Annotated in this window: 20 protein-coding genes, 1 tRNA gene and 1 riboswitch; of the genes, 12 read left to right on the plus strand and 9 right to left on the minus strand. The window is 38.1% G+C overall.

The window, feature by feature from the left end; all coding sequences use genetic code 11:
• Window position 1: 1 nt before the first annotated feature.
• A complete protein-coding gene (locus DXC10_RS03935; RefSeq protein ID WP_117737373.1) occupies window positions 2-2296 on the minus strand; it encodes a TonB-dependent receptor in 2295 nt (764 codons plus the stop codon).
• 177 nt (window positions 2297-2473) lie between these two features.
• Window positions 2474-2569, minus strand: a riboswitch (TPP riboswitch).
• 122 nt (window positions 2570-2691) lie between these two features.
• Here DXC10_RS03935 and DXC10_RS03940 point away from each other — a divergent pair.
• Entirely contained in the window at window positions 2692-3543 is an 852-nt protein-coding gene (locus DXC10_RS03940) for a mechanosensitive ion channel family protein (RefSeq protein WP_101545961.1), read from the plus strand.
• A gap of 97 nt (window positions 3544-3640) precedes the next feature.
• Here DXC10_RS03940 and DXC10_RS03945 read toward each other — a convergent pair whose 3' ends face one another.
• Window positions 3641-3889, minus strand: a complete 249-nt coding sequence (locus tag DXC10_RS03945; protein WP_117737374.1) for a hypothetical protein — start codon at window positions 3887-3889, stop codon at window positions 3641-3643.
• A 139-nt stretch (window positions 3890-4028) separates the two neighbouring features.
• On the opposite strand from DXC10_RS03945, the gene DXC10_RS03950 reads away from it, so the two are divergent.
• The 3 genes from DXC10_RS03950 to DXC10_RS03960 all read left to right on the plus strand — a co-directional run bounded on the left by DXC10_RS03950 (window position 4029) and on the right by DXC10_RS03960 (window position 6546).
• Complete coding sequence (locus DXC10_RS03950) at window positions 4029-4397, plus strand: hypothetical protein (protein WP_117737375.1); 369 nt, start codon at window positions 4029-4031, stop codon at window positions 4395-4397.
• A 223-nt stretch (window positions 4398-4620) separates the two neighbouring features.
• Window positions 4621-5172 (plus strand): NAD(P)H-dependent oxidoreductase, encoded by a 552-nt coding sequence (locus tag DXC10_RS03955; RefSeq protein WP_117737376.1) that lies wholly within the window; start codon window positions 4621-4623, stop codon window positions 5170-5172.
• Between the two features lie 15 nt (window positions 5173-5187).
• A complete protein-coding gene (locus DXC10_RS03960; protein WP_117737377.1) occupies window positions 5188-6546 on the plus strand; it encodes an MATE family efflux transporter in 1359 nt (452 codons plus the stop codon).
• Window positions 6547-6552: 6 nt separating this feature from the next.
• Here the strand turns inward: DXC10_RS03960 and DXC10_RS03965 are convergent, their stop codons facing one another.
• Window positions 6553-7491, minus strand: a complete 939-nt coding sequence (locus DXC10_RS03965) for a DMT family transporter (protein WP_117737529.1) — start codon at window positions 7489-7491, stop codon at window positions 6553-6555.
• 471 nt (window positions 7492-7962) lie between these two features.
• A complete protein-coding gene (locus DXC10_RS03970) occupies window positions 7963-8802 on the minus strand; it encodes an AraC family transcriptional regulator (protein ID WP_025076653.1) in 840 nt (279 codons plus the stop codon).
• 127 nt (window positions 8803-8929) lie between these two features.
• Here DXC10_RS03970 and DXC10_RS03975 point away from each other — a divergent pair, with 127 nt between their 5' ends.
• The 5 genes from DXC10_RS03975 to DXC10_RS03995 all read left to right on the plus strand — a co-directional run bounded on the left by DXC10_RS03975 (window position 8930) and on the right by DXC10_RS03995 (window position 12663).
• Window positions 8930-9538 (plus strand): sugar O-acetyltransferase, encoded by a 609-nt coding sequence (locus tag DXC10_RS03975; protein WP_117737378.1) that lies wholly within the window; start codon window positions 8930-8932, stop codon window positions 9536-9538.
• A complete protein-coding gene (locus tag DXC10_RS03980; RefSeq protein WP_032531713.1) occupies window positions 9531-10178 on the plus strand; it encodes an HAD family hydrolase in 648 nt (215 codons plus the stop codon). The genes DXC10_RS03975 and DXC10_RS03980 overlap by 8 nt, the downstream gene beginning before the upstream one ends.
• Before the next feature lie 44 nt (window positions 10179-10222).
• A complete protein-coding gene (locus DXC10_RS16690) occupies window positions 10223-10300 on the plus strand; it encodes a zinc ribbon domain-containing protein (protein ID WP_117737530.1) in 78 nt (25 codons plus the stop codon).
• 25 nt (window positions 10301-10325) lie between these two features.
• Window positions 10326-11168: an RteC domain-containing protein gene (locus tag DXC10_RS03990; protein ID WP_032531712.1), complete on the plus strand. Its 843-nt coding sequence runs from the start codon at window positions 10326-10328 to the stop codon at window positions 11166-11168.
• A gap of 463 nt (window positions 11169-11631) precedes the next feature.
• The gene (locus DXC10_RS03995; protein ID WP_117737379.1) at window positions 11632-12663 is read left to right on the plus strand and encodes a TIR domain-containing protein; all 1032 of its coding nucleotides are present in this window, start codon (window positions 11632-11634) and stop codon (window positions 12661-12663) included.
• Window positions 12664-12715: 52 nt separating this feature from the next.
• On the opposite strand, the gene DXC10_RS04000 is transcribed toward DXC10_RS03995, so the two are convergent.
• The 5 genes from DXC10_RS04000 to DXC10_RS04020 all read right to left on the minus strand — a co-directional run bounded on the left by DXC10_RS04000 (window position 12716) and on the right by DXC10_RS04020 (window position 16776).
• A complete protein-coding gene (locus DXC10_RS04000) occupies window positions 12716-13924 on the minus strand; it encodes a site-specific integrase (protein WP_117737380.1) in 1209 nt (402 codons plus the stop codon).
• Between the two features lie 271 nt (window positions 13925-14195).
• Window positions 14196-14268 (minus strand) — tRNA-Lys (locus tag DXC10_RS04005).
• Between the two features lie 79 nt (window positions 14269-14347).
• Entirely contained in the window at window positions 14348-15478 is a 1131-nt protein-coding gene (locus tag DXC10_RS04010; protein ID WP_117737381.1) for an AI-2E family transporter, read from the minus strand.
• A gap of 19 nt (window positions 15479-15497) precedes the next feature.
• The gene (locus DXC10_RS04015; protein WP_101545948.1) at window positions 15498-16103 is read right to left on the minus strand and encodes a thymidine kinase; all 606 of its coding nucleotides are present in this window, start codon (window positions 16101-16103) and stop codon (window positions 15498-15500) included.
• Between the two features lie 82 nt (window positions 16104-16185).
• On the minus strand, window positions 16186-16776 hold the full coding sequence (locus tag DXC10_RS04020) for a hypothetical protein (RefSeq protein WP_101545946.1): 591 nt from the start codon (window positions 16774-16776) through the stop codon (window positions 16186-16188).
• Between the two features lie 206 nt (window positions 16777-16982).
• Between DXC10_RS04020 and DXC10_RS04025 the strand changes: the two genes are divergently transcribed.
• The 3 genes from DXC10_RS04025 to DXC10_RS04035 are packed head-to-tail and all read left to right on the plus strand — an operon-like array spanning window position 16983 to window position 19154.
• Window positions 16983-17552, plus strand: coding sequence for a hypothetical protein (locus tag DXC10_RS04025; RefSeq protein ID WP_117737382.1), 570 nt, complete (start codon window positions 16983-16985; stop codon window positions 17550-17552).
• Window positions 17553-17566: 14 nt separating this feature from the next.
• The gene (rsmI, locus tag DXC10_RS04030; protein ID WP_117737383.1) at window positions 17567-18241 is read left to right on the plus strand and encodes a 16S rRNA (cytidine(1402)-2'-O)-methyltransferase; all 675 of its coding nucleotides are present in this window, start codon (window positions 17567-17569) and stop codon (window positions 18239-18241) included.
• Window positions 18242-18275: 34 nt separating this feature from the next.
• Window positions 18276-19154 (plus strand): hypothetical protein, encoded by an 879-nt coding sequence (locus DXC10_RS04035; protein WP_101545940.1) that lies wholly within the window; start codon window positions 18276-18278, stop codon window positions 19152-19154.
• Window positions 19155-19180: the final 26 nt, after the last annotated feature.

Raw genomic sequence — 19180 nt, forward strand, 5'->3', positions numbered from 1 at the left:
GTTAGAAACTTAGTGTGATGTGCGCCAAAGCATTGATACCGGCATTCGGATAATAGGCTGCATAATTTGAGGTATAAAGCAGTTTACTGTCCGATGTCTTTATCTGGTCTTTGCCGTGGCCTTCATAGACGGCACTTCCTGATGCATATCCATTGCTTTCGTAGAGCTCATTAAAGAGGTTATACACTGTAACTCCTACATTGACAGACTTTATACCGTGTAGTTTGAAAGTATAACCTACATTGAGGTTACTTACCCAGTATGCATTCAGTGTACAATCTTCCTGATGGGCATTGTTGAGGTACTGTTTGCTGACGTATTGCGTCTGTAAAGAAGCATTGATACCTTTATAGTCGAACGAAATCAAACTGTTTGCCATAAAATCCGGGGAAAATGATATAGGGGTTGTTCCTATATAACGGGTGGTTTGTGAGATACCCCAACTTTCACTATACATGTCGTTCCAGTCTTCATTGACGTCACTCAGGTATTCCGTATAATTTTTGATACGGTTACGGCTCAAGGTGGCGTTGATGTCCCAACGCAGCCATTGGGCAATTTGTACACCTGCCATTAGTTCGATCCCCATGCGATAACTGTCTTTTACGTTTTCTGCTACGGCTTCACCGATTTCGTTCAACTGCCCATTCAGCACCAATTGGTCTTTATAGTCCATATAGTAAAGATTGACTCCTGCGTTGAACCAGTTTTTATGGAAAGTGTATCCCAGTTCATAGTCGAAAAGACGTTCTGCCTTGGGACGAGTAGCGAAGAAATTATCGGTATAATTATTACGGGTAGGTTCTTTATGGGCAACGCTGAAGGAACCGTATACTTTATTATATGGGTTGATACTCCAGAAAACACCGGTTTTCGGGTTGAAGAAATTAAATTCTTCGTCGATGTTGAGCGGTTGCAGATGACCGGGATCAGCAGTCCAGTCCCATTTATCGTTGTTGCCATTTATCTTGTAACGGGTGTAACGATATTGCAGGTCGGCATAGAGATTAACGCCACCACCTACTTTCCAGTTGGCTTTCGCATAGATATTACCATCTGTTTTGCGACCGATGTTACGGTAGTATTCATGGTCGGGGCTTAGGTTACCGATATAGTCCTTTACCCATATCACCTTACCGTTGTGCGTATTCTTATAATAGTTCAATCCTCCGCCTATGGATGCATCGATTTTATCACTGTTATAGTTTACGGAGAACACTCCACCACCAAAACCGCTGTTCACTAATTTACGTCGTACGAGATTGGACTTTTTGATAGTCTGACCATTCACCTCGAAAGGCTGCAGACCATATTCCATCAAGGTACGTGCGTTTTTATATTCTTCGTAATAGCCATCTCCGTCGGTATAGTGCAGGGCTACGTTTAGATCCCAAAACGGCGATAGGATCTGGTTCAGTAACAGTTGGTAATGTGTTTGGCGATAATAGTCTATCTGGTTGTCATAGAAACCTGTCACGTTTCCTTCATCATCCTTTATTTCTCCGTTTGGATTGTATTTACGATGTGCTTGTAGCATCTCTTTGTCCAGCCCGTCCCAAGCATGGTAAGTCTCTTCTTTTCCACCAAAGGTGATGAACTTGATAGTGGTATTTTCATTGTAATAACCACCCTGGACAAAATAAGATTTCAGGTCGGCGTCGGCACGGTCTCTGTAACCGTCACTTTGGATATTAGACAGACGAGCGTCAAACCCCCAATGCTCATTGATGATACCTGTTCCCACTTTTACGGTTTCTTTATGCGTGTTGAACGAGCCGTAAGAACCGGAGATTTCAGCGTATGGTTTCGGTGAAATACCTTGTGTCTGCATGTTGATACTGGCGCCGAAAGCACCTGCACCGTTTGTTGAAGTTCCCGCGCCACGTTGGATTTGCATATCTTGCAGGGATGAAGCAAAATCGGGCGTGTTTACCCAGAAGATGGAATGGCTCTCGGCATCGTTCATCGGTATACCGTTGGTAGTGACGTTGATGCGCGTAGCATCCGTTCCGCGCACACGAATACTGGTATAGCCGATGCCGGTTCCTGCATCGCTTGTTGTCAGTACAGAAGGGGTAAATGTCAGTAAATATGGAATATCCACTCCGAAATTCTGTTTTTTCAGTTGTTCTTTATTTACATTGGTAAATGCCACCGGAGTGGTTCCTGTGGCACGTGTGGAAATAATTTCTACTTCCTGTAGATCCACTACTTGCAAGCTATCCTTTTCTTTGGGCTGCGCACAGACACTCAACGCTACCATTAGAAGGCATGTCGCCATTACACGTCTTTTCATTTGCAATACTTTTATTTGATGTTTTTACTTTCATCACAGAGAATACTGGGTTCACAAAGATTTTTTAACCGCAAATCATGCGGACTAACACAAGCTTTTATCCTTTTATGACTTCTGTTGTTCTCTGTGGTGAACAAGCTGTGTTAATCTGTATAATCAGTGATGAAACCAGAAAAGGGGAATTTTTCTTCTTTTCCCTCCGCCGGCACTACCCGGATCAGGTCAATGGGTATGTTCTCAGCCCGTCATATTAGGGCACCCCTTAGTTGAAATCGGTTGCAAAAGTATTACTTTCTGACGAAATCTACAAGTTCTGTGAACGAAAACTGAATTAATTTGTTAATTTTGCCACATTAATTTATTAAAACAAAATCATTATGTTATCACCTTTGTTAATGGCGGCGGTTGCCGTTCAAGCTGCTGAAGAAGGTTTCAGCAAGGTACAAATTCTTATTCAACAGTTGATAGACTGGGGCGTTGGTGCTGGTGGTCGCATCATTGGCGCTATCATTATTTTCGTAGTAGGTAGGTTCTTGATTTCTTTTATCAAGAAGCTTTTAGCCAAAATATTGTCAAAAAGACAAATTGAGCCGAGTATTCAGAGTTTCGTGAAAAGTTTGGTCAATATTCTGCTGACGATCTTATTGATTATTGCCGTTATCGGTAAGTTGGGGGTAGAAACTACTTCATTTGCCGCTTTACTGGCTTCTGCCGGTGTGGCTATTGGTATGGCATTGTCAGGAAACTTGCAGAATTTTGCCGGTGGACTCATCGTTTTACTGTTCCGCCCTTTTAAAGTAGGTGATTGGATTGAGAGCCAGGGGGTATCTGGTACGGTACGCGAGATCCAGATTTTTCATACTATTCTGACTACAGCCGATAATAAAGTGATTTATATCCCTAACGGTGCTTTGAGTAGTGGGACGGTGACTAATTACAGCCGCGAAAATACCCGCCGTGTGGATTGGATAATCGGTGTGGAGTATGGAGAGAATTATGATAAAGTAGAAAGTACGGTACGCCGTATTCTAGCTGCTGATAAGCGTATACTGAATACTCCTGAGCCTTTTATAGCACTTCATGCTTTGGATGCCAGCAGTGTGAATGTTGTTATCCGCGTGTGGGTGAACAGCGCTGATTACTGGGGCGTTTATTTCGACATGAATAAGACTATTTATGCTGTATTCAATGAAGAAGGTATTGGTTTCCCGTTCCCGCAGTTGACAGTACATCAGGCAAAAGATTAATAAATCGATATGTGAAAAGATTTTTTCATCACTGATTACACAGATAAAAATTTAATTAAGTTTCTATCTGTGTAATCAGTGATGGTTTTTATTTATATTATATCTCGAAGACATGGAGTTCTTCTTCTATCTTCTCACAAGTATTTTTCTCCAAACTCAATAAGCGGTTAATTTCTTTTCGCTTTTTCAAATCTGTAAAATAAGTTTCTACTACTGCATACAGGTTAAATCCCATGGTGGAACCTGCCGCCATATCCAGTGAATCTACCATTTTCTCTACTGCTTCGTGAATACGTTTCTTATTGATGAAATGTAATTCATTGCTATGAATTAAGCTTTTATCCATGATACTTTCGTTTTTAGTTATTATTAGGTATAACATTCTGTCGGGTAAGTTAGTTCATAGGGAGATGAAGGGGTATAGTGGAACGTAATGTGTTGTATTTGTTGCAATTACTTCTCCTTTCTATAAAAAATGGATATGGATGACAGAAATGGATAGTAAGATGATTAATATGTTTTGTCATTTTGCTTGCGTAGGTTCTATTGTCTATGGGCTTTTTCTTATAGGTAATTTTTATATGGCGGATACTAATTCGACCAAGGAAATTACAGTGACTGTACTTAGAAAGTATACGGAACAACACGAAAAGAGACGTAAAATAGGAAAACACCGTTATGTATCGGATAGTATACATAAGGAGTATTATTTGGAGGTAACATTTGAGAATGGAGCAAGAGAAACATGCAGAGTTTCTCTTGCTACTTATAATAAAGCGCGTAAAGATAAGCCCAAAAACTTGGTTTTGCAAAAAGGATTTTTTGGCTTACCTATAATCACGAAGGGATTGTAGCCTTATATCGGTAATAGCCTTTTTCTACTTTCTCTGGGAAATAGCAAAATGTTTCTTGAGTCCTTCTTCTAAAAAAAATCGTTTTAACAGGTCAATGATGTTTTTAATAATCATTTAAAGTATACTTCCTGATGACTTAAAATTAACAAATAGGATATGGCGCAAATCTTGAAATTTCATATCTTTACGAAGATATTGTTTTGTCATCAATAGATTAGTACTCATGAATAAAGATTTGAGAAAAGTAGTAATTATTTTAGCGCATCCTAAAATGAAGGATTCGCGAGCCAACAGAATGTTGATAGATACGGTGAAGGATATAGACGGAGTGTCTGTGTTCAATTTATATGAAGAGGAATTACCTTTTAATGTGGATGAATGGACTCGGACTATTTCGGATGCGTCTGCGGTTGTTTATCAGTTCCCTTTTTATTGGTTATCGGCACCTTCTCTATTGAAAAAATGGCAAGATGAGGTTTTTACCTATTTGTCTCAGACACCTGCCGTTGCTGGTAAACCTTTATTGGTAGTTACAACTACGGGTTCAAACGCGGAAGCCTATCGCAGTGGTGGCAAGAACTGTTTCACAGTGGATGAGTTGTTACGTCCATATCAAAGTAGTGCCATTCATTCGGGCATGGTATGGCAGACTCCTATTGTGGTGTATGGAACGGGTACGGGAGATATTGCTAAAAATGCGGCTGAAGCTTCTAATCTATATAGACAGAAAATAGAGAGTTTGCTTAATAGCGGGCACACTGGAGATAGTTGGTGAGTAAACTCAAAAGAAATGATAAATAAATATGAAGAACGTCTAGGAACCGAACGTATGTTGCCATTGGTTTTCAAGATGGCACTTCCGGCGGTAGCGGCACAATTTGTTAATTTGTTGTATGGCATTGTGGACCGCATTTATATCGGACATATACCGGGAATCGGGACGGATGCGTTGGCGGGTGTGGGTGTAACTATCTCTCTCGTGGTGTTGATTTCTTCTTTTTCTGCAATTGTGGGAGGAGGTGGTGCTCCATTGGCAGCCATTGCACTTGGGCAAGATGATCGTCAGCGAGCTGGAAAAATATTAGGAAATGGTTTCAGTCTGTTGATTATTTTCACTTTATTGACCTCTTGTATTGCATATATCTTTATGGAACCTATCCTACTGCTTGTAGGTGCTTCGGAGAATACACTGGGATATGCGGTTGACTATCTTTCTATTTATTTATTGGGGACTATTTTTGTAGAAATTTCTACAGGACTAAATTCCTTCATCAATGCACAGGGACGACCTACTATTGCTATGTGCTCGGTTTTAATAGGGGCGTTTTTGAATATTATTCTCGATCCTATTTTTATTTTCTGGTTTGATATGGGAGTAAAAGGTGCTGCTTTAGCTACGGTGATATCTCAGGCTTGCAGTGCTGTGTGGGTATTACGCTTTCTCTTTTCAAAGCATGCTTCTTTACCGTTGGAAAGGTGTTATATGAGGTTGGACAAGGGAATTCTACTTTCGATGTTGGCATTGGGAATATCCCCATTTATTATGGCTAGTACTGAGAGTTTGGTCGGTTTTGTTCTGAATAGCAGTTTGAAAGAATTTGGAGATATTTACGTTAGTGCATTAACGGTTTTACAGACTTCGATGCAGTTTGTGAGTGTACCATTAACGGGATTTGCGCAGGGGTTTGTACCAATTGTGAGTTATAATTACGGACATGGTGATAAGCGGCGCGTAAAGGAGTGTTTCCGGATAGCATTGATTACTATGTTTTCTTTCAATCTGTTCCTGATGTTATTTATGATCCTATTTCCGTCGACGGTTGCATCAGCCTTTACGAGTGATGAGTATCTGATAGGGACTGTTCATTGGGCGATGCCGGTTTTCTTGGGAGGTATGACTATTTTTGGTTTGCAACGTGCCTGTCAAAATATGTTTGTCGCATTGGGGCAGGCGAAGATATCCATTTTCATAGCTTTACTTCGCAAGGTTATCTTGTTGATACCGTTGGCTTTGATACTTCCCCATTTTATGGGAGTAACCGGAGTCTATGCGGCAGAAACGATATCAGACGCTACAGCGGCAATCTGTTGTACACTGCTGTTCTTCTGGCAGTTTCCTAAAATACTGGGGAAGATGAAAGGCTTATAAATGGGGTTATTTATTTCTAGTATGTTTTAATGGTAATCGTGGAAATAACTTTCTGAAACGCACTAAATGGGTCGTAATATTACCTCCAGCTATGATGAGTGTTACTGCTAGAATAATTAATATTATTCCACAAGTCAGCCGTAATGTCAAACTTTCACCGAAGATGGTTACTCCGAAGAAAACAGCTGTTACAGGTTCTAGAGCTCCAAGAATAGCTGTTGGAGTAGAACCTATGTCTTGAATGGCTTGGGTGGTACAGAGAAAAGATATTGCAGTGGGAAAAAGCGCTAGTGCAAGCAGGTTACCCCACAGATACCACTTATCAACAATATGCAGACTTTGTCCGAAATCTACTCGGACTAGAAAGAGTGACAGACCGAAAAGTAGTACATAGAAAGTAACTTTTAAGGTTGCTACATCTTTTAATATCGGTCGATTTACCCCTACAATATAAATGGCATAGGAGAGTGCGGAGCCCATGACCAATCCAACACCGATCAAACTAAGCGTTGCGCCATCCCCACCTTTATAAAGCAGACCGATGCCACTTAGCGCCAGCAGGATGCATAATATCGTTTGTAGTGTGATCTTTTCTTTGAAAATCACAGCCATAATTAACGCTACCAAAATAGGATAAACAAAAAGTATGGTTGACGCGATACCTGCTTCCATATAATTATAACTTTGAAATAAAGTAAGAGATGATATAGCAACCAACCATCCCAGAATGATTAGCGGTAATACTTCCTTCTGTTTTAATTTGAAATTTCTACCTCTTACTTTCAACATGATGCCTAAAATAGGTATGGCAAACAGGTATCTGAAAAAAAGAACAGAGTCCGGATCCATCCCTTCTTTATATAACGGTAATGTGAAGAGCGGATTCATGCCGTAAGTAGCTGCTGCAACGGCTCCCAATATATATCCTTTTACTTTTACATTCATAAACTTACACTTTATTTTCGTAGTTGATTTTTCGAATTGCAAAGGTAGATTTTACATTTGTATTTGCAAAAGGTGTTTAGTCTTCTTTTTGGAGGGAAACTATATGTATGGCTTCTTGGTTTAACTCTCGGTTTAATTGAACTGTGTATACCAGCGTAATTTAGGTATAAAAAAAAGAGTTACTTTTATGTAACTCTCTGATTTTTCTGTGATCCGCCTGGGTTATGAACCAAACGTTATTTCTTCCTCAATATCAGTACTTTCAGAAATTTCGGCTTTGTACCCGTCACGCTTTAGTCCTTAAAAACTGTCTGCTGTTGTCCGGTGTCTGTCTGCCAACATCTTGGGTTCAAATGTACGCATTATTTTGGGATTATGCAAACCTTTGAAAATAAACATTCTAAGGTTAGTGCAAGGTGCAAGCTATATATATAAATATATACTTGCACCTTGCACTAAAAAATAGCCTTATTAAATACGATATTTCTTCCGAAAATCAGTTGGATTGCAATCTTTGTATTTCTTGAATAGCTTGTTCAAATGACTTTCATCTGTAAATCCCAGTTCCTCTACTATTTCGCTAATTCTCATTTCACTGTGCAAAAGCCGACTTTCCACCATTTTCATTTTATAGTTTAAGATATACTGCTGCATGGTCTCGTTAGTCTGCTTTTTGAAGTATCTCCCAAGATAATTAGGGGAAATACCAAAATGTTGGCTTATCGCTTTAACCTTTATCTTTTCGGGATAACAAATGTTAGACTGAATATATTGCAAGATGTTCAGTGACTTTTCTTCCGAATTTTCATCTATCTGTTCAGGTAGGAACATAGTAATGTTACGGGCAACAACAATAACAATTGTGTTGATTAACTGCGTAATAATTTCACTGCTGTATATGTTCCTGTTCACATATTCACGGATAATCGCTTCTATCATAGGTTTTACCAGCAATTTGTCGGTTTGATTGCGCAATATGCAACCGGGGCGATGATTAGCGTGTTGCAGTATAAATTCTAACCGTTGAATGTTTTCTGCTCCGAAAACAGCCGAATGAATATAAATGTCATTGAACTTTATATATACGAATTTTGTGGTAGTATGAATGTCGAAAGAATGTATATCACCGGGGGTAATCATGAAAAGATGTCCGTCATGATACGGAAATTTATTGTTGTTTATCCATTGAATACCTGTTCCCGATAGAATATACACCAGTTCAAAAAAAGTATGGTCGTGTTCCTTTAATTGTGATTCGTCCAGTTCACTGAAACAAATTTCAAACGGCTGGTGTAGATTTTCCCTTTTCATTTTATCTATTTTGCTATTTTAGGTGTAAAGGTACAGATAAAAGGAAAAATAATACATATATTTACGCTTAAATATGTATAACTTTGCCATGAATAAAATAAAGCAGTAACTTTTATCATGATTAGGTATGAAAAATGAATTGGAAAAATGCTTGTCGGGCGAATGGTACAATTGCCATGCTCCCGTATTTATGGAGTTTAAAAGAAAAACGCATGAATTGTTGCTGAAATACAATTCCTTGTCGTATGAGTGTAAAGAAGAGAAATATGCAATACTGAAAGAAATGTTTGAAAGCATTGGCAAGAAAGTTTCAGTAGGACATTCTTTTATATGCGATTATGGTTGTAACATCAGCATAGGTAATAATGTCAGCATAAACACCGGATGTACCTTTGTGGACTGCAACAAAATCATTATCGGCAACAATGTATTGATAGCCCCCAATGTGCAAATCTATACGGCTACCCACCCTGTTGAATTGAATGAGCGGCTGACACCGATAGAAACAGAAAAAGGGACAGCATATATCCGTCACACGTATGCCCTGCCTGTTACCATTGAGGACGGCTGTTGGATTGGCGGCGGTGTTATTATCCTGCCGGGTGTTACTATTGGTCAGGGAAGCGTTATCGGGGCGGGAAGTGTTGTCACTAAATCTGTTCCGTCAAATAGTCTTGCCATAGGAAATCCATGTAGGGTAATTCGGAAAATCAATACTTCGCATAGCCATGATTAAATTAGTCGCTTTTGATTTGGACGGTACGATAGGCAATACCTTACCGATGTGCATACAGGCTTTCAAGAAAGCCACACAACCATATATCGGACATGAATTGTCGGACGAAGAAGTGGGGCATACTTTTGGTTTGAATGAAGAAGGCATGATTGGGTGTGTCGTTGATGAACCCTATCGGCAACAGGCGTTGCATAAATTTTATGTGATTTATAAGGAACTGCATCAAGAAATGTGTCCGACACCTTTTGAGGGAATACGTGAGTTGATAGCCTTATTAAAACAAAAGAGTATCATTGTGGTGCTTATCACTGGAAAGGGGATGAACAGTTGTGATATAACTCTCAAGCAATTCAATATGAAGACTTCTTTTGCAAAAATCATTACGGGAAACGCTGAAAGGAACATCAAGTCGGAAGCATTGAAAGAACTCTTATGCGATTATCATTTGGCTGCAAATGAAATCGTATATATCGGGGATGCACTTTCGGATATAACGGAGTGCAGGAAAGCCAATGTGATGTGTCTGTCTGCTGCTTGGAGTATTCCACAAAGTGAAGCTACAGCCTTAGAAAGCTGTAATCCTAAAAATGTGTTTTATTCGATATTGTCTTTATCTGAATACCTTAATGCGAGAACGTGATTTTTAGATTTGTAGTTAATTTTATTTATCGACTCAATTAAAATATGAAACAGAGAATTTGCCAAAGTTGTGGTATGCCTATGCCCACTGATGATTTACTGGGAACTCATTATATAAATTAGAGAACGGAAACTTGAAAGATATTCTATGCAATTTGTAGATAAGATATTGTTCCAAATCAATACAGAGATAGAAAAGCTCGGCATAGATGATTGTATGGGCATTGACAGTGCTTTGCATATGATGCGTTTTATTCAGCCTTTATGTGATGAATTGAGAAAATACATATTAGCTTATCAGTTTGCTGACGAAGCGGAAGAAATCAACTTCTTTAAGGAACACAAACCGGAAGTGTTGAGTAAATATATGTATTACAATAAAATATATGTCATTGAAAGCAAATTTCCTACTGGTAGTGATATTGCACAGAAAGAGTATTTATATAAAGAATTGGATAGTTTGACGTTTTATTTCGGTAGGAACTTGGACTTTTATCAGTATTACCGTTCTAAATCTACTTATTTGGATAGGTACTATTTTACCCGAAATCAAAATGATTTACGAATATGTACGGACAGTTCCCATATTGATAAAGACCCTCTATATTCAACCGGGTATGATTTTAAAGTGGCTAAAATTATTACTAATGAGCTGTTGAAAATCTACTTGACTAACAGATTGCAGGAATTGGAGCGTATTGTACAGCGCAAAGCGGATAACGGACAGGTTGTAGAAACTATTTTGCGTTGGACTGGTTCTAAAAGGGCGTTGGTTGAACTGATTTATGCTTTAGAAGCGAATGGGGATTTTAATAAAGGAACGGCTACTTTAAAAGAGATTGCAGGATATTTTGAAAATGTGTTCAGTATAGATATTGGTGATTTATATCATTCTTATTTGGAAATGCGAAGCCGTAAAATAAATAGAACTCGGTATTTGGAAACATTGCAAAAAAGTCTGCTCCGAAGAATGGATGAAAACGATACATGATGCGAGTTTTATTTTCTTTTCACAAGTAATTATTTTCTTGCAATAAATAAACCATTCAGTATTTCAATCAATATTGAATGGTTTATTGTTTTCAATCAATCCAGTTTTCTTGAAATCTTGCTTTCAATCAATCAAGCTATCAATATTTCAATAAAACAAGATTGCAGAATTACAAAAATAAACTCATCGGTCGGGGAACGCCCAGCGGCAAGGGGCGGGACCACCCGTCCCGACGAGCGAAAAAATCTTTAGTTAGGGAATGTCTTTCTTTCATTGGCAACACGACTTCGGAGTGAATTTGCCCAAGGTGTTTTGCGGCACGGAAAACAGATTTGTGTGCCACAAATCACACCTTGCTGTTATCTGACGATAACATGATTTCAACGATATTTCTGAAGTATTTTGTGTAATAGCAAATAAGTGTGTATATTTGCTATTATCACCTTAAAGAAAATATTGTTTTATGAAAGTTTTTATAAGTTGGTCTGGAAATAAGAGTCATCATGTAGCATTAGTCTTTCGTGATTGGTTGCCTTCTGTTATTCAATCAATAAAGCCATATGTTTCATCAGAAGACATAGATAAAGGTGCAAGATGGAGTACAGATATTGCAACAGAGTTAGAAAACTCCACATTTGGAATTTTATGTGTAACTAAAGATAATATAAATGCTCCGTGGTTATCTTTTGAGGCTGGTGCTTTATCCAAAACAATGGATAAGTCATTTGTTAGTCCTTTCTTGTTTGATATTAAGAGGTCAGAAGTTGACGGACCTATTTTACAATTTCAATCAACTATATTTCAAAAAGAAGATATTCATAAATTATTGAAAAGCCTTAATAAAGCATGCGGGGAAGCTAGTATTCCTGAAGCCATGCTTAATAAGGCTTTTGAAGTTTGGTATCCGACATTGGAAGAAGAATTAAATAAGATAAAAGGTATTCAAGATGAAACAGAGGTAACAGATTCCCCAAAAGATTTGTCACCTGCTTATTCTGAAATATTAGAAGAAATTTTGGATTTATCTCGTAATAACCAAAAACTATTGAGGACTACAGACCCTAAATTGTATGAAAGTTTGGAACAATTAAAACTTTTGGCACAAGAACAGATAGAAAGAACAGAAAGAAATTCTGAACTGGAGTTGAAACGAACAGCAAGAAGATTTCAGCCCATGTTTTTAGAAGAATTAATTCACGTAAGCAATAGGGGAAGAAAAAATCCATTTGGATTTTTAATAATTTTAAGTCAATTAAAAAGGGATTTTCCATGGATATACGACAGCGGAAAAGAACTTTTGGCAATATTGAAGTCGAGAAGTAATAAAGATACGAAAGTGGAAGCGATTGAAAATTTTCAAGAAATGATTGATTTTACATTTCAACATCCTTTAATGAGAGATATGCTTGGGAAAAAAGATTATTGGGGTTATATGAAAGATTTCCCTTATGTGCTTCGTAAATATGTTGATGAATTAGGACTTGTTTTTCTTTAACATTAAGCTCTGTTGCAAAAAATGAGGTGCATTCTTATTGCACCCCATTTTTTTAGTTCTTATTTAATCTTTGAGCCAACATTTCCATGTCACTGCTAACCTTCAAATCGGTAATCCTCGCATAAATTTGAGTAGTTCTTATGTTGGTATGACCTAAAATCTTAGATACAGTTTCAATGGGAACACCGTTTGCGAGCAGTACCGAAGTGGCACACGAATGGCGCCTCATGTGGTAGGTCAAGGTCTTTTCAATTCCGCAAATGGCTGCGATTTCTTTTAAGTAATCATTCATTTTTTGATTGCTGATAACTGGTAAAATCTTACCGTTTGGCAATTTGTCTTTGTATTTTTCCAATATGGCTTTTGGTATATCCAGCAATCGGACGGTAGATGTAACATTTGTTTTGTGTCTTTTCCGTATAATCCACAAATTACCGTCAAATCCGGTGCGAATGTCCTCTTGTCTTAGTTCGCATACATCAATGTAAGAAAGTGCCGTATAGCAGCTAAAAACAAACAAGTCACGCACTTGTTCCAGTCGCTTGGTGCTGAACTCGTGATTGTAAATAGCGGTAATTTCTTCCATAGTCAGATAATCCCTATCGGTACGCTCAAACCTTACCCGATAACTCCCGAAAGGGTCGGCAGTCACTAAACCCGTATTCTTGGCAAAGTTTACTACCGTGCGAAAACGTTGTACGAACTTCATAGCCGTATTATGGCTGCACCCATAGTTATTCTTGATATACAACAGGAAATCTTCAATGAATACCACATTTATATCTTTAATGAGCATATCGGAAACGGAGTATTTAAACTTCATAAACTCCATAAGCCGTTTCTTTGTCAGTTCATAACGTGAATAGGTCTTGTCTGCGGTATTCATTTTGACCTTTTGCAAATACTGTTCGTTGTGCTGTTTGAAGAACTCTATCAAAGTCCGTTCCCTTGCTATCTTGCCTAAAAAAGCGTTCTTTACCAGTTCTGCGGTTACATATCCGTCTTGCGCCATTAACGCATGGTAATGTTGATGAACTGTGCTACGAATACTTTCCAGCATGGAATTGATGTGTACGGCTTCTGCGGTTCTGCCGGAAGCCTTGCCTAATTCCACGCTCCAGTGAGCCGGATTTATTTCCAGTTTGGTGTTAAACTGGGCTACAACTTGGTCGATAGTGATACGTGCGATAATCGGTGCATTACCGTTCTTCTTTACTGCATTTCGTTTGACGAAATAGAGTAGCTTAAAAGTACTTCTCATAATCTCTTTTTTTTAGTTACAAACTTAAATTGATAAACTGAAAATGAGATATTTGCAGTACGGACAAATCAAGACAACAAACCGCCAATTTGGGACATTCCGTGACCTAAAATCTTAGAGGGTGGACAGGTCACGAATTGGTCACGAAAGTGTGTCTTTTTGTGACCTTTTCGTGTCTTAGGTCACAGACATTATATAAAGAAAAACTCCTACAATACCTTGATATTGTAGGAGTTGTACATTTACAGTCCATTTCTGTCCAGCGTTTCTGTGATCCGCTTGGGGCTCGAACCCAAGACCCCAACATTAAAAGTGTTGTGCTCTACCTGCTGAGCTAGCGAATCAAACCTTATTGCTGTTAAGCGGGTGCAAAGATAGATACTTTTATTGAAAATGCAAGGGATAAGGGTAAAAAAGTTTATATTATTCTTCCTTGTTTTTTGTTTTTAATTGATTATCAGTATATTCTACTTTATGAATATTTTCTCGGTTGATGATGAAGCGTTGATAGTAGGAGAGCATTAGGGTAGTCAGTGGTAATGCAATAATCATTCCTAACATTCCCATAAGGGATCCCCAAATAGACAGAGATAATAAAATAATGGCCGGATTTAACCCTGTAATCTTACCCATGACACGTGGTACAATGAAACCATCCTGAATAATTTGTACGATGATAAACACGGCGGCAGCGGAGGTTAAGATTATCCAAAAGTTTTCTCCTGTATCAGCGGCTTTTAGGATAGCAAGCATAACGGTAGGAATAAGTCCGATGACTTGTAGGTAAGGTACCATGTTTAAAGCGCCAATGAACAAACCTAAACCTATTGCTAAGGGAAAATCTATAATTAAAAATCCGATACTGAATAAAATGCCGACGCATAGAGCCACGAAAGCTTGTCCACGGAAATATCGGTTCATACCGACTTTTATATCATTGAGAATACTTGTAACAAAAGAACGGTATTTTAATGGAACAAGATGCGTCCAACCTTCGGAGATACTTTCGTAGTCCAACAAAATGAATATGATATATAATAAAATAAGGAATATGGTGAAGAAACTAAACATTAAATCAATAGAATCAGAGATTAATGACCATAACCGAGGAACGGCTTCTTTCATTGCATCTAATAAATTCTCTTTATTAAATAGATTAGTAATGAATTGTACGTCAATGTTTTCCCGTAAGAACTCTGATAGGGTTTGAGGCACATTACTGTTATATGTTCCACTTGAAAAATATTGTATTAATAAATCTTTTACTTTACCAAACTCTTGTATCATCGGAGGAACTAAAAGATAAAAAACAGCCGTACCTACTGATAAAAGACTGACTAGAGCACAAAATATAGAGATAGCTCTATTTTTTAATCGCAATTTATGTTGGAAGAAAGTGACCAATGGATATATCAGATAAGCGATCAACCAAGCTATGAAGAAAGGTAACAAGACGCTGCTCAATCGTTTCAGGAGCATCAATATAGCAATAATGATAACACCGAGGATGATACCACGGATAAAACTGTCGAATGTAATCTTTTTTCGCTCCATCCTTCTTTGATATTTGTTACTAATTGTTGACCATTTTCCGGTCTTCTTTAATTGCTTGTTGATAACATGTCCTGCACAGTGGTTCGTATTCTGCAGTCTCTCCCAGTAATACCTGTTTGTCATTTTTTACAGTACGGTGAGAGAAAGAGGCCAATTGTCCACATTTCACACAGATAGCATGTACTTTGGATACTTCGTCGGCAATAGCACACAATCCTGGCATTGGACCGAAAGGCATACCACGGAAGTCCATGTCTAAGCCTGCTATGATAACACGTATACCGTTATTGGCTAGTTGGTTACATACATCAATCAATCCATTGTCAAAAAATTGTGCTTCATCAATACCTACTACATCTATCTCTGAAGTAAATAACAAAATACTTGCTGATGAATCTATAGGAGTAGAAGCTATGGAATGACTGTCATGAGACACTACATCAGCATCTGAGTAGCGAGTATCTATGGCAGGTTTATATATCTCTACACGTTGTTTGGCAAATTTTGCACGTTTCAGGCGACGTATCAGTTCCTCAGTTTTTCCTGAAAACATAGAACCACAAATAACTTCAATTCTTCCTCTACGTTTGGTTTCTTGTATGTGATCTTCCGAAAATAATACCATGTTTTTAAATGTTATATTTAACCGCAAAAGTAATCATTTTGTTTGAAAACAATGTTTTTTTATAGACTATCATTATAGACTATCATTGTAGACTGTCATTGTTCTCCTTTAAGGCATTGACTATTTGTACGGCTTTAGTTTTGGCTATTCTCCAGCAGAGTTTTGTCATGGAAGTAGAAAGATTGGGTAGTTCTTTCATGTCGGTTTTAGGTTTATACTCCCACTCGTATGCAATGCGATCTTTCGTTTCGTCTTCCACAGGTATTACCTTGTTATTTTTACGTTCTTTCCACGTTATGGCATATTCTACTTGATAATTACCGGTATATCTGGGCTTTTTTTTGCCCTTGGGAATCAGACGTGAATTTATTTTATAACGACATTCGCAAGAGCTGATTTCTATGATATAAGTAGCCGGTTGTTTGTTCTTTACAGGATACTGTGCTATGATACCGTGCATCGCCAATTCTTCTTTCAGGAATTGAAGAATCAAAATAGGACTGAGGCTGTCTTTTATAGCTGTCGTTATTTGCACACTGTCTTGATATAGTAAATATTCATTTAAATTATTAGTGAAATATACCGTTTCTCGAGGGGTATTCTTGCTTATGAGAAAAGGATTGGGATTACCAGTAAAATTCCAAAGCGAACTTGGAGAATTCGGTGTAGGCATTGAAATGTAATCTTTATAAATATAAATAATTAATTCTATGTCAGATGTGTTTAATTGGGCTTTTGATGATATTTAACAGTTTGTCTCCTGTGTAATCTATAATTGTTCTTTCTTGTAGTATAACGGTTAAAGAAATCTGATACTTTTGTTTACTTCCCGATATTTATTTCTACATTTGTACCGTTAACACAGACGGAGTAAAGGATATGCAAACGTTATTGAATGATATTGAGTTGGACATTCAGGAGTTGAAATGCTTGATGCAAGCTATTTCTACTGATACCAATCCTGTATTGCGGATAGTGGCCAAGCGAAATATCCATCAGATGCAGGAGAAGTTGGAAGCTTTGGTTAAGCAACTTGATGAGACTTTTGTTATTACTCCTGCAGTTCCGGATACTCTTGCAATGCCAGATGTTTCTGTCACCGAAACGGTATCAGCTTCCGAGCAAAAAGTTGTTGCTGAAGAACAGGCAAAAGTTGAAGTTTCTCCTGATCCTGTCCCTAATGTCGTAACTGCTGCTGCACCGATTTTGGCAGAACGTATCAAACCTGCTACAGATTTACGTCATGCCATTAGTTTGAACGATTCTTTTCGTTTTGCCCGTGAACTTTTTAATGGAGATGTCGTACGAATGAATGAAGTGATGCAACAATTAGGTGAAGCTGCTTCTTTGGAGAAAGCTTTGGATATATTTATTTCAACCGTTCATCCGGATGAAGAGAACGAAGCTACGACTGATTTTATAGAACTTCTCAAGAAATATTTCAATTAAAATAGATAGTAGGTATGGGAAAACTTTATGTAGTGCCTACTCCGGTAGGAAATCTGGAGGATATGACATTTCGTGCTATCCGTATTTTGAAAGAAGTAGATTTGATTTTGGCTGAAGACACACGTACTTCAGGAATACTATTGAAACATTTTGAAATAAAGAATGCAATGCAATCTCACCATAAATTTAATGAACATAAAATGGTGGAAAGTGTTGTTAATAAAATAAAGGGTGGTGCAACTGTTGCACTGATTTCCGATGCCGGCACACCGGGAATTTCAGATCCGGGTTTTTTAGTGGTTCGCGAATGTGTTCGTAACGGTATTGAAGTGCAATGTTTACCAGGTGCTACGGCTTTTGTTCCGGCTTTGGTCGCATCAGGTTTGCCGAATGAGAAATTTTGTTTTGAGGGTTTTCTACCGCAGAAGAAAGGTCGTATGACACGGCTAAAAATATTAGCGGAAGAACACCGGACTATGGTATTTTATGAATCTCCTCATCGGCTGGTTAAGACATTAACACAGTTTGCCGAGTATTTTGGTGCGGAACGTCAGGCAACAGTTTCTCGTGAAATATCTAAGGTACATGAAGAAACGGTACGAGGTACTCTTACGGAACTGATTGAGCATTTCACTGTCAATGAACCGCGTGGCGAAATAGTGATTGTAATAGAAGGAATAGACGATTAAATAACTTCATTAACAAAACGTAAAACAAAAACGTATGAAAAAGTTAGCTGTTTTAATTGTATGCGCAGCCGTAATGGCATCGTGTGACAGTTTCTCTGGTGGAAGTAAAGACCAGTTGAAAGCTGAAAATGATTCTCTTTTGATGGAATTGACTCAGCGTAATGCTGAATTGGATGAAATGATGGGTACATTCAATGATATTTCTGAAGGTTTCCGTCAAATCAATGCTGCAGAAAGCCGTGTGGATTTGCAACGTGGTGCTGTGGCAGAAGGTTCTTTGAATGCAAAACAACAGATTGCTTCTGATATTGAATTTATCCGTAAACAGATGGAAGAAAATAAGGAGCAGATTGCTAAATTACAATCTATGTTGAAGAATAGTAAAACAAATTCTGCGCAATTGAAAAAGGCGGTAGAAGCTTTGACTCAAGAATTGACGGCAAAGACTCAACGCATTGAGGAACTACAGGCAGAATTGGCTTCCAAGAACATCCGCATCCAGGAATTGGATGCTGCTGTTACCGGTTTGACAGCTACTAAGGATGAGTTGACTGCCGAGAATGAAGCAAAGTCTAAGACTGTTGCAGAGCAGGATAAAGCGCTTAATACAGCCTGGTTTGTATTTGGGACAAAAAAGGAATTGAAAGATCAGAAGATTTTGAGTGGTTCAGGTCTCTTCAAGAAGGGTGAGGTACTGAAGGATGGTGATGTCAATAAGGACTATTTTACGCAGGTAGATATTCGTACGACAAAAGAAATCAAATTGTATTCCAAAGATGCTGATATCCTGACAACCCATCCGGCAGGCTCCTATGCTTTGGAAAAAGATGATAAAAGCCAGCTTATTTTAAAGATTACCAATCCTAAAGAATTCTGGAGCGTATCCAAGTATTTGGTTATTCAGGTGAAGTAATTTGAAAATGGTAATATAATATGTGG

The organism is Bacteroides sp. OM08-11 (genome assembly GCF_003438665.1).
Taxonomy (GTDB): Bacteria; Bacteroidota; Bacteroidia; order Bacteroidales; family Bacteroidaceae; genus Bacteroides; species Bacteroides cutis.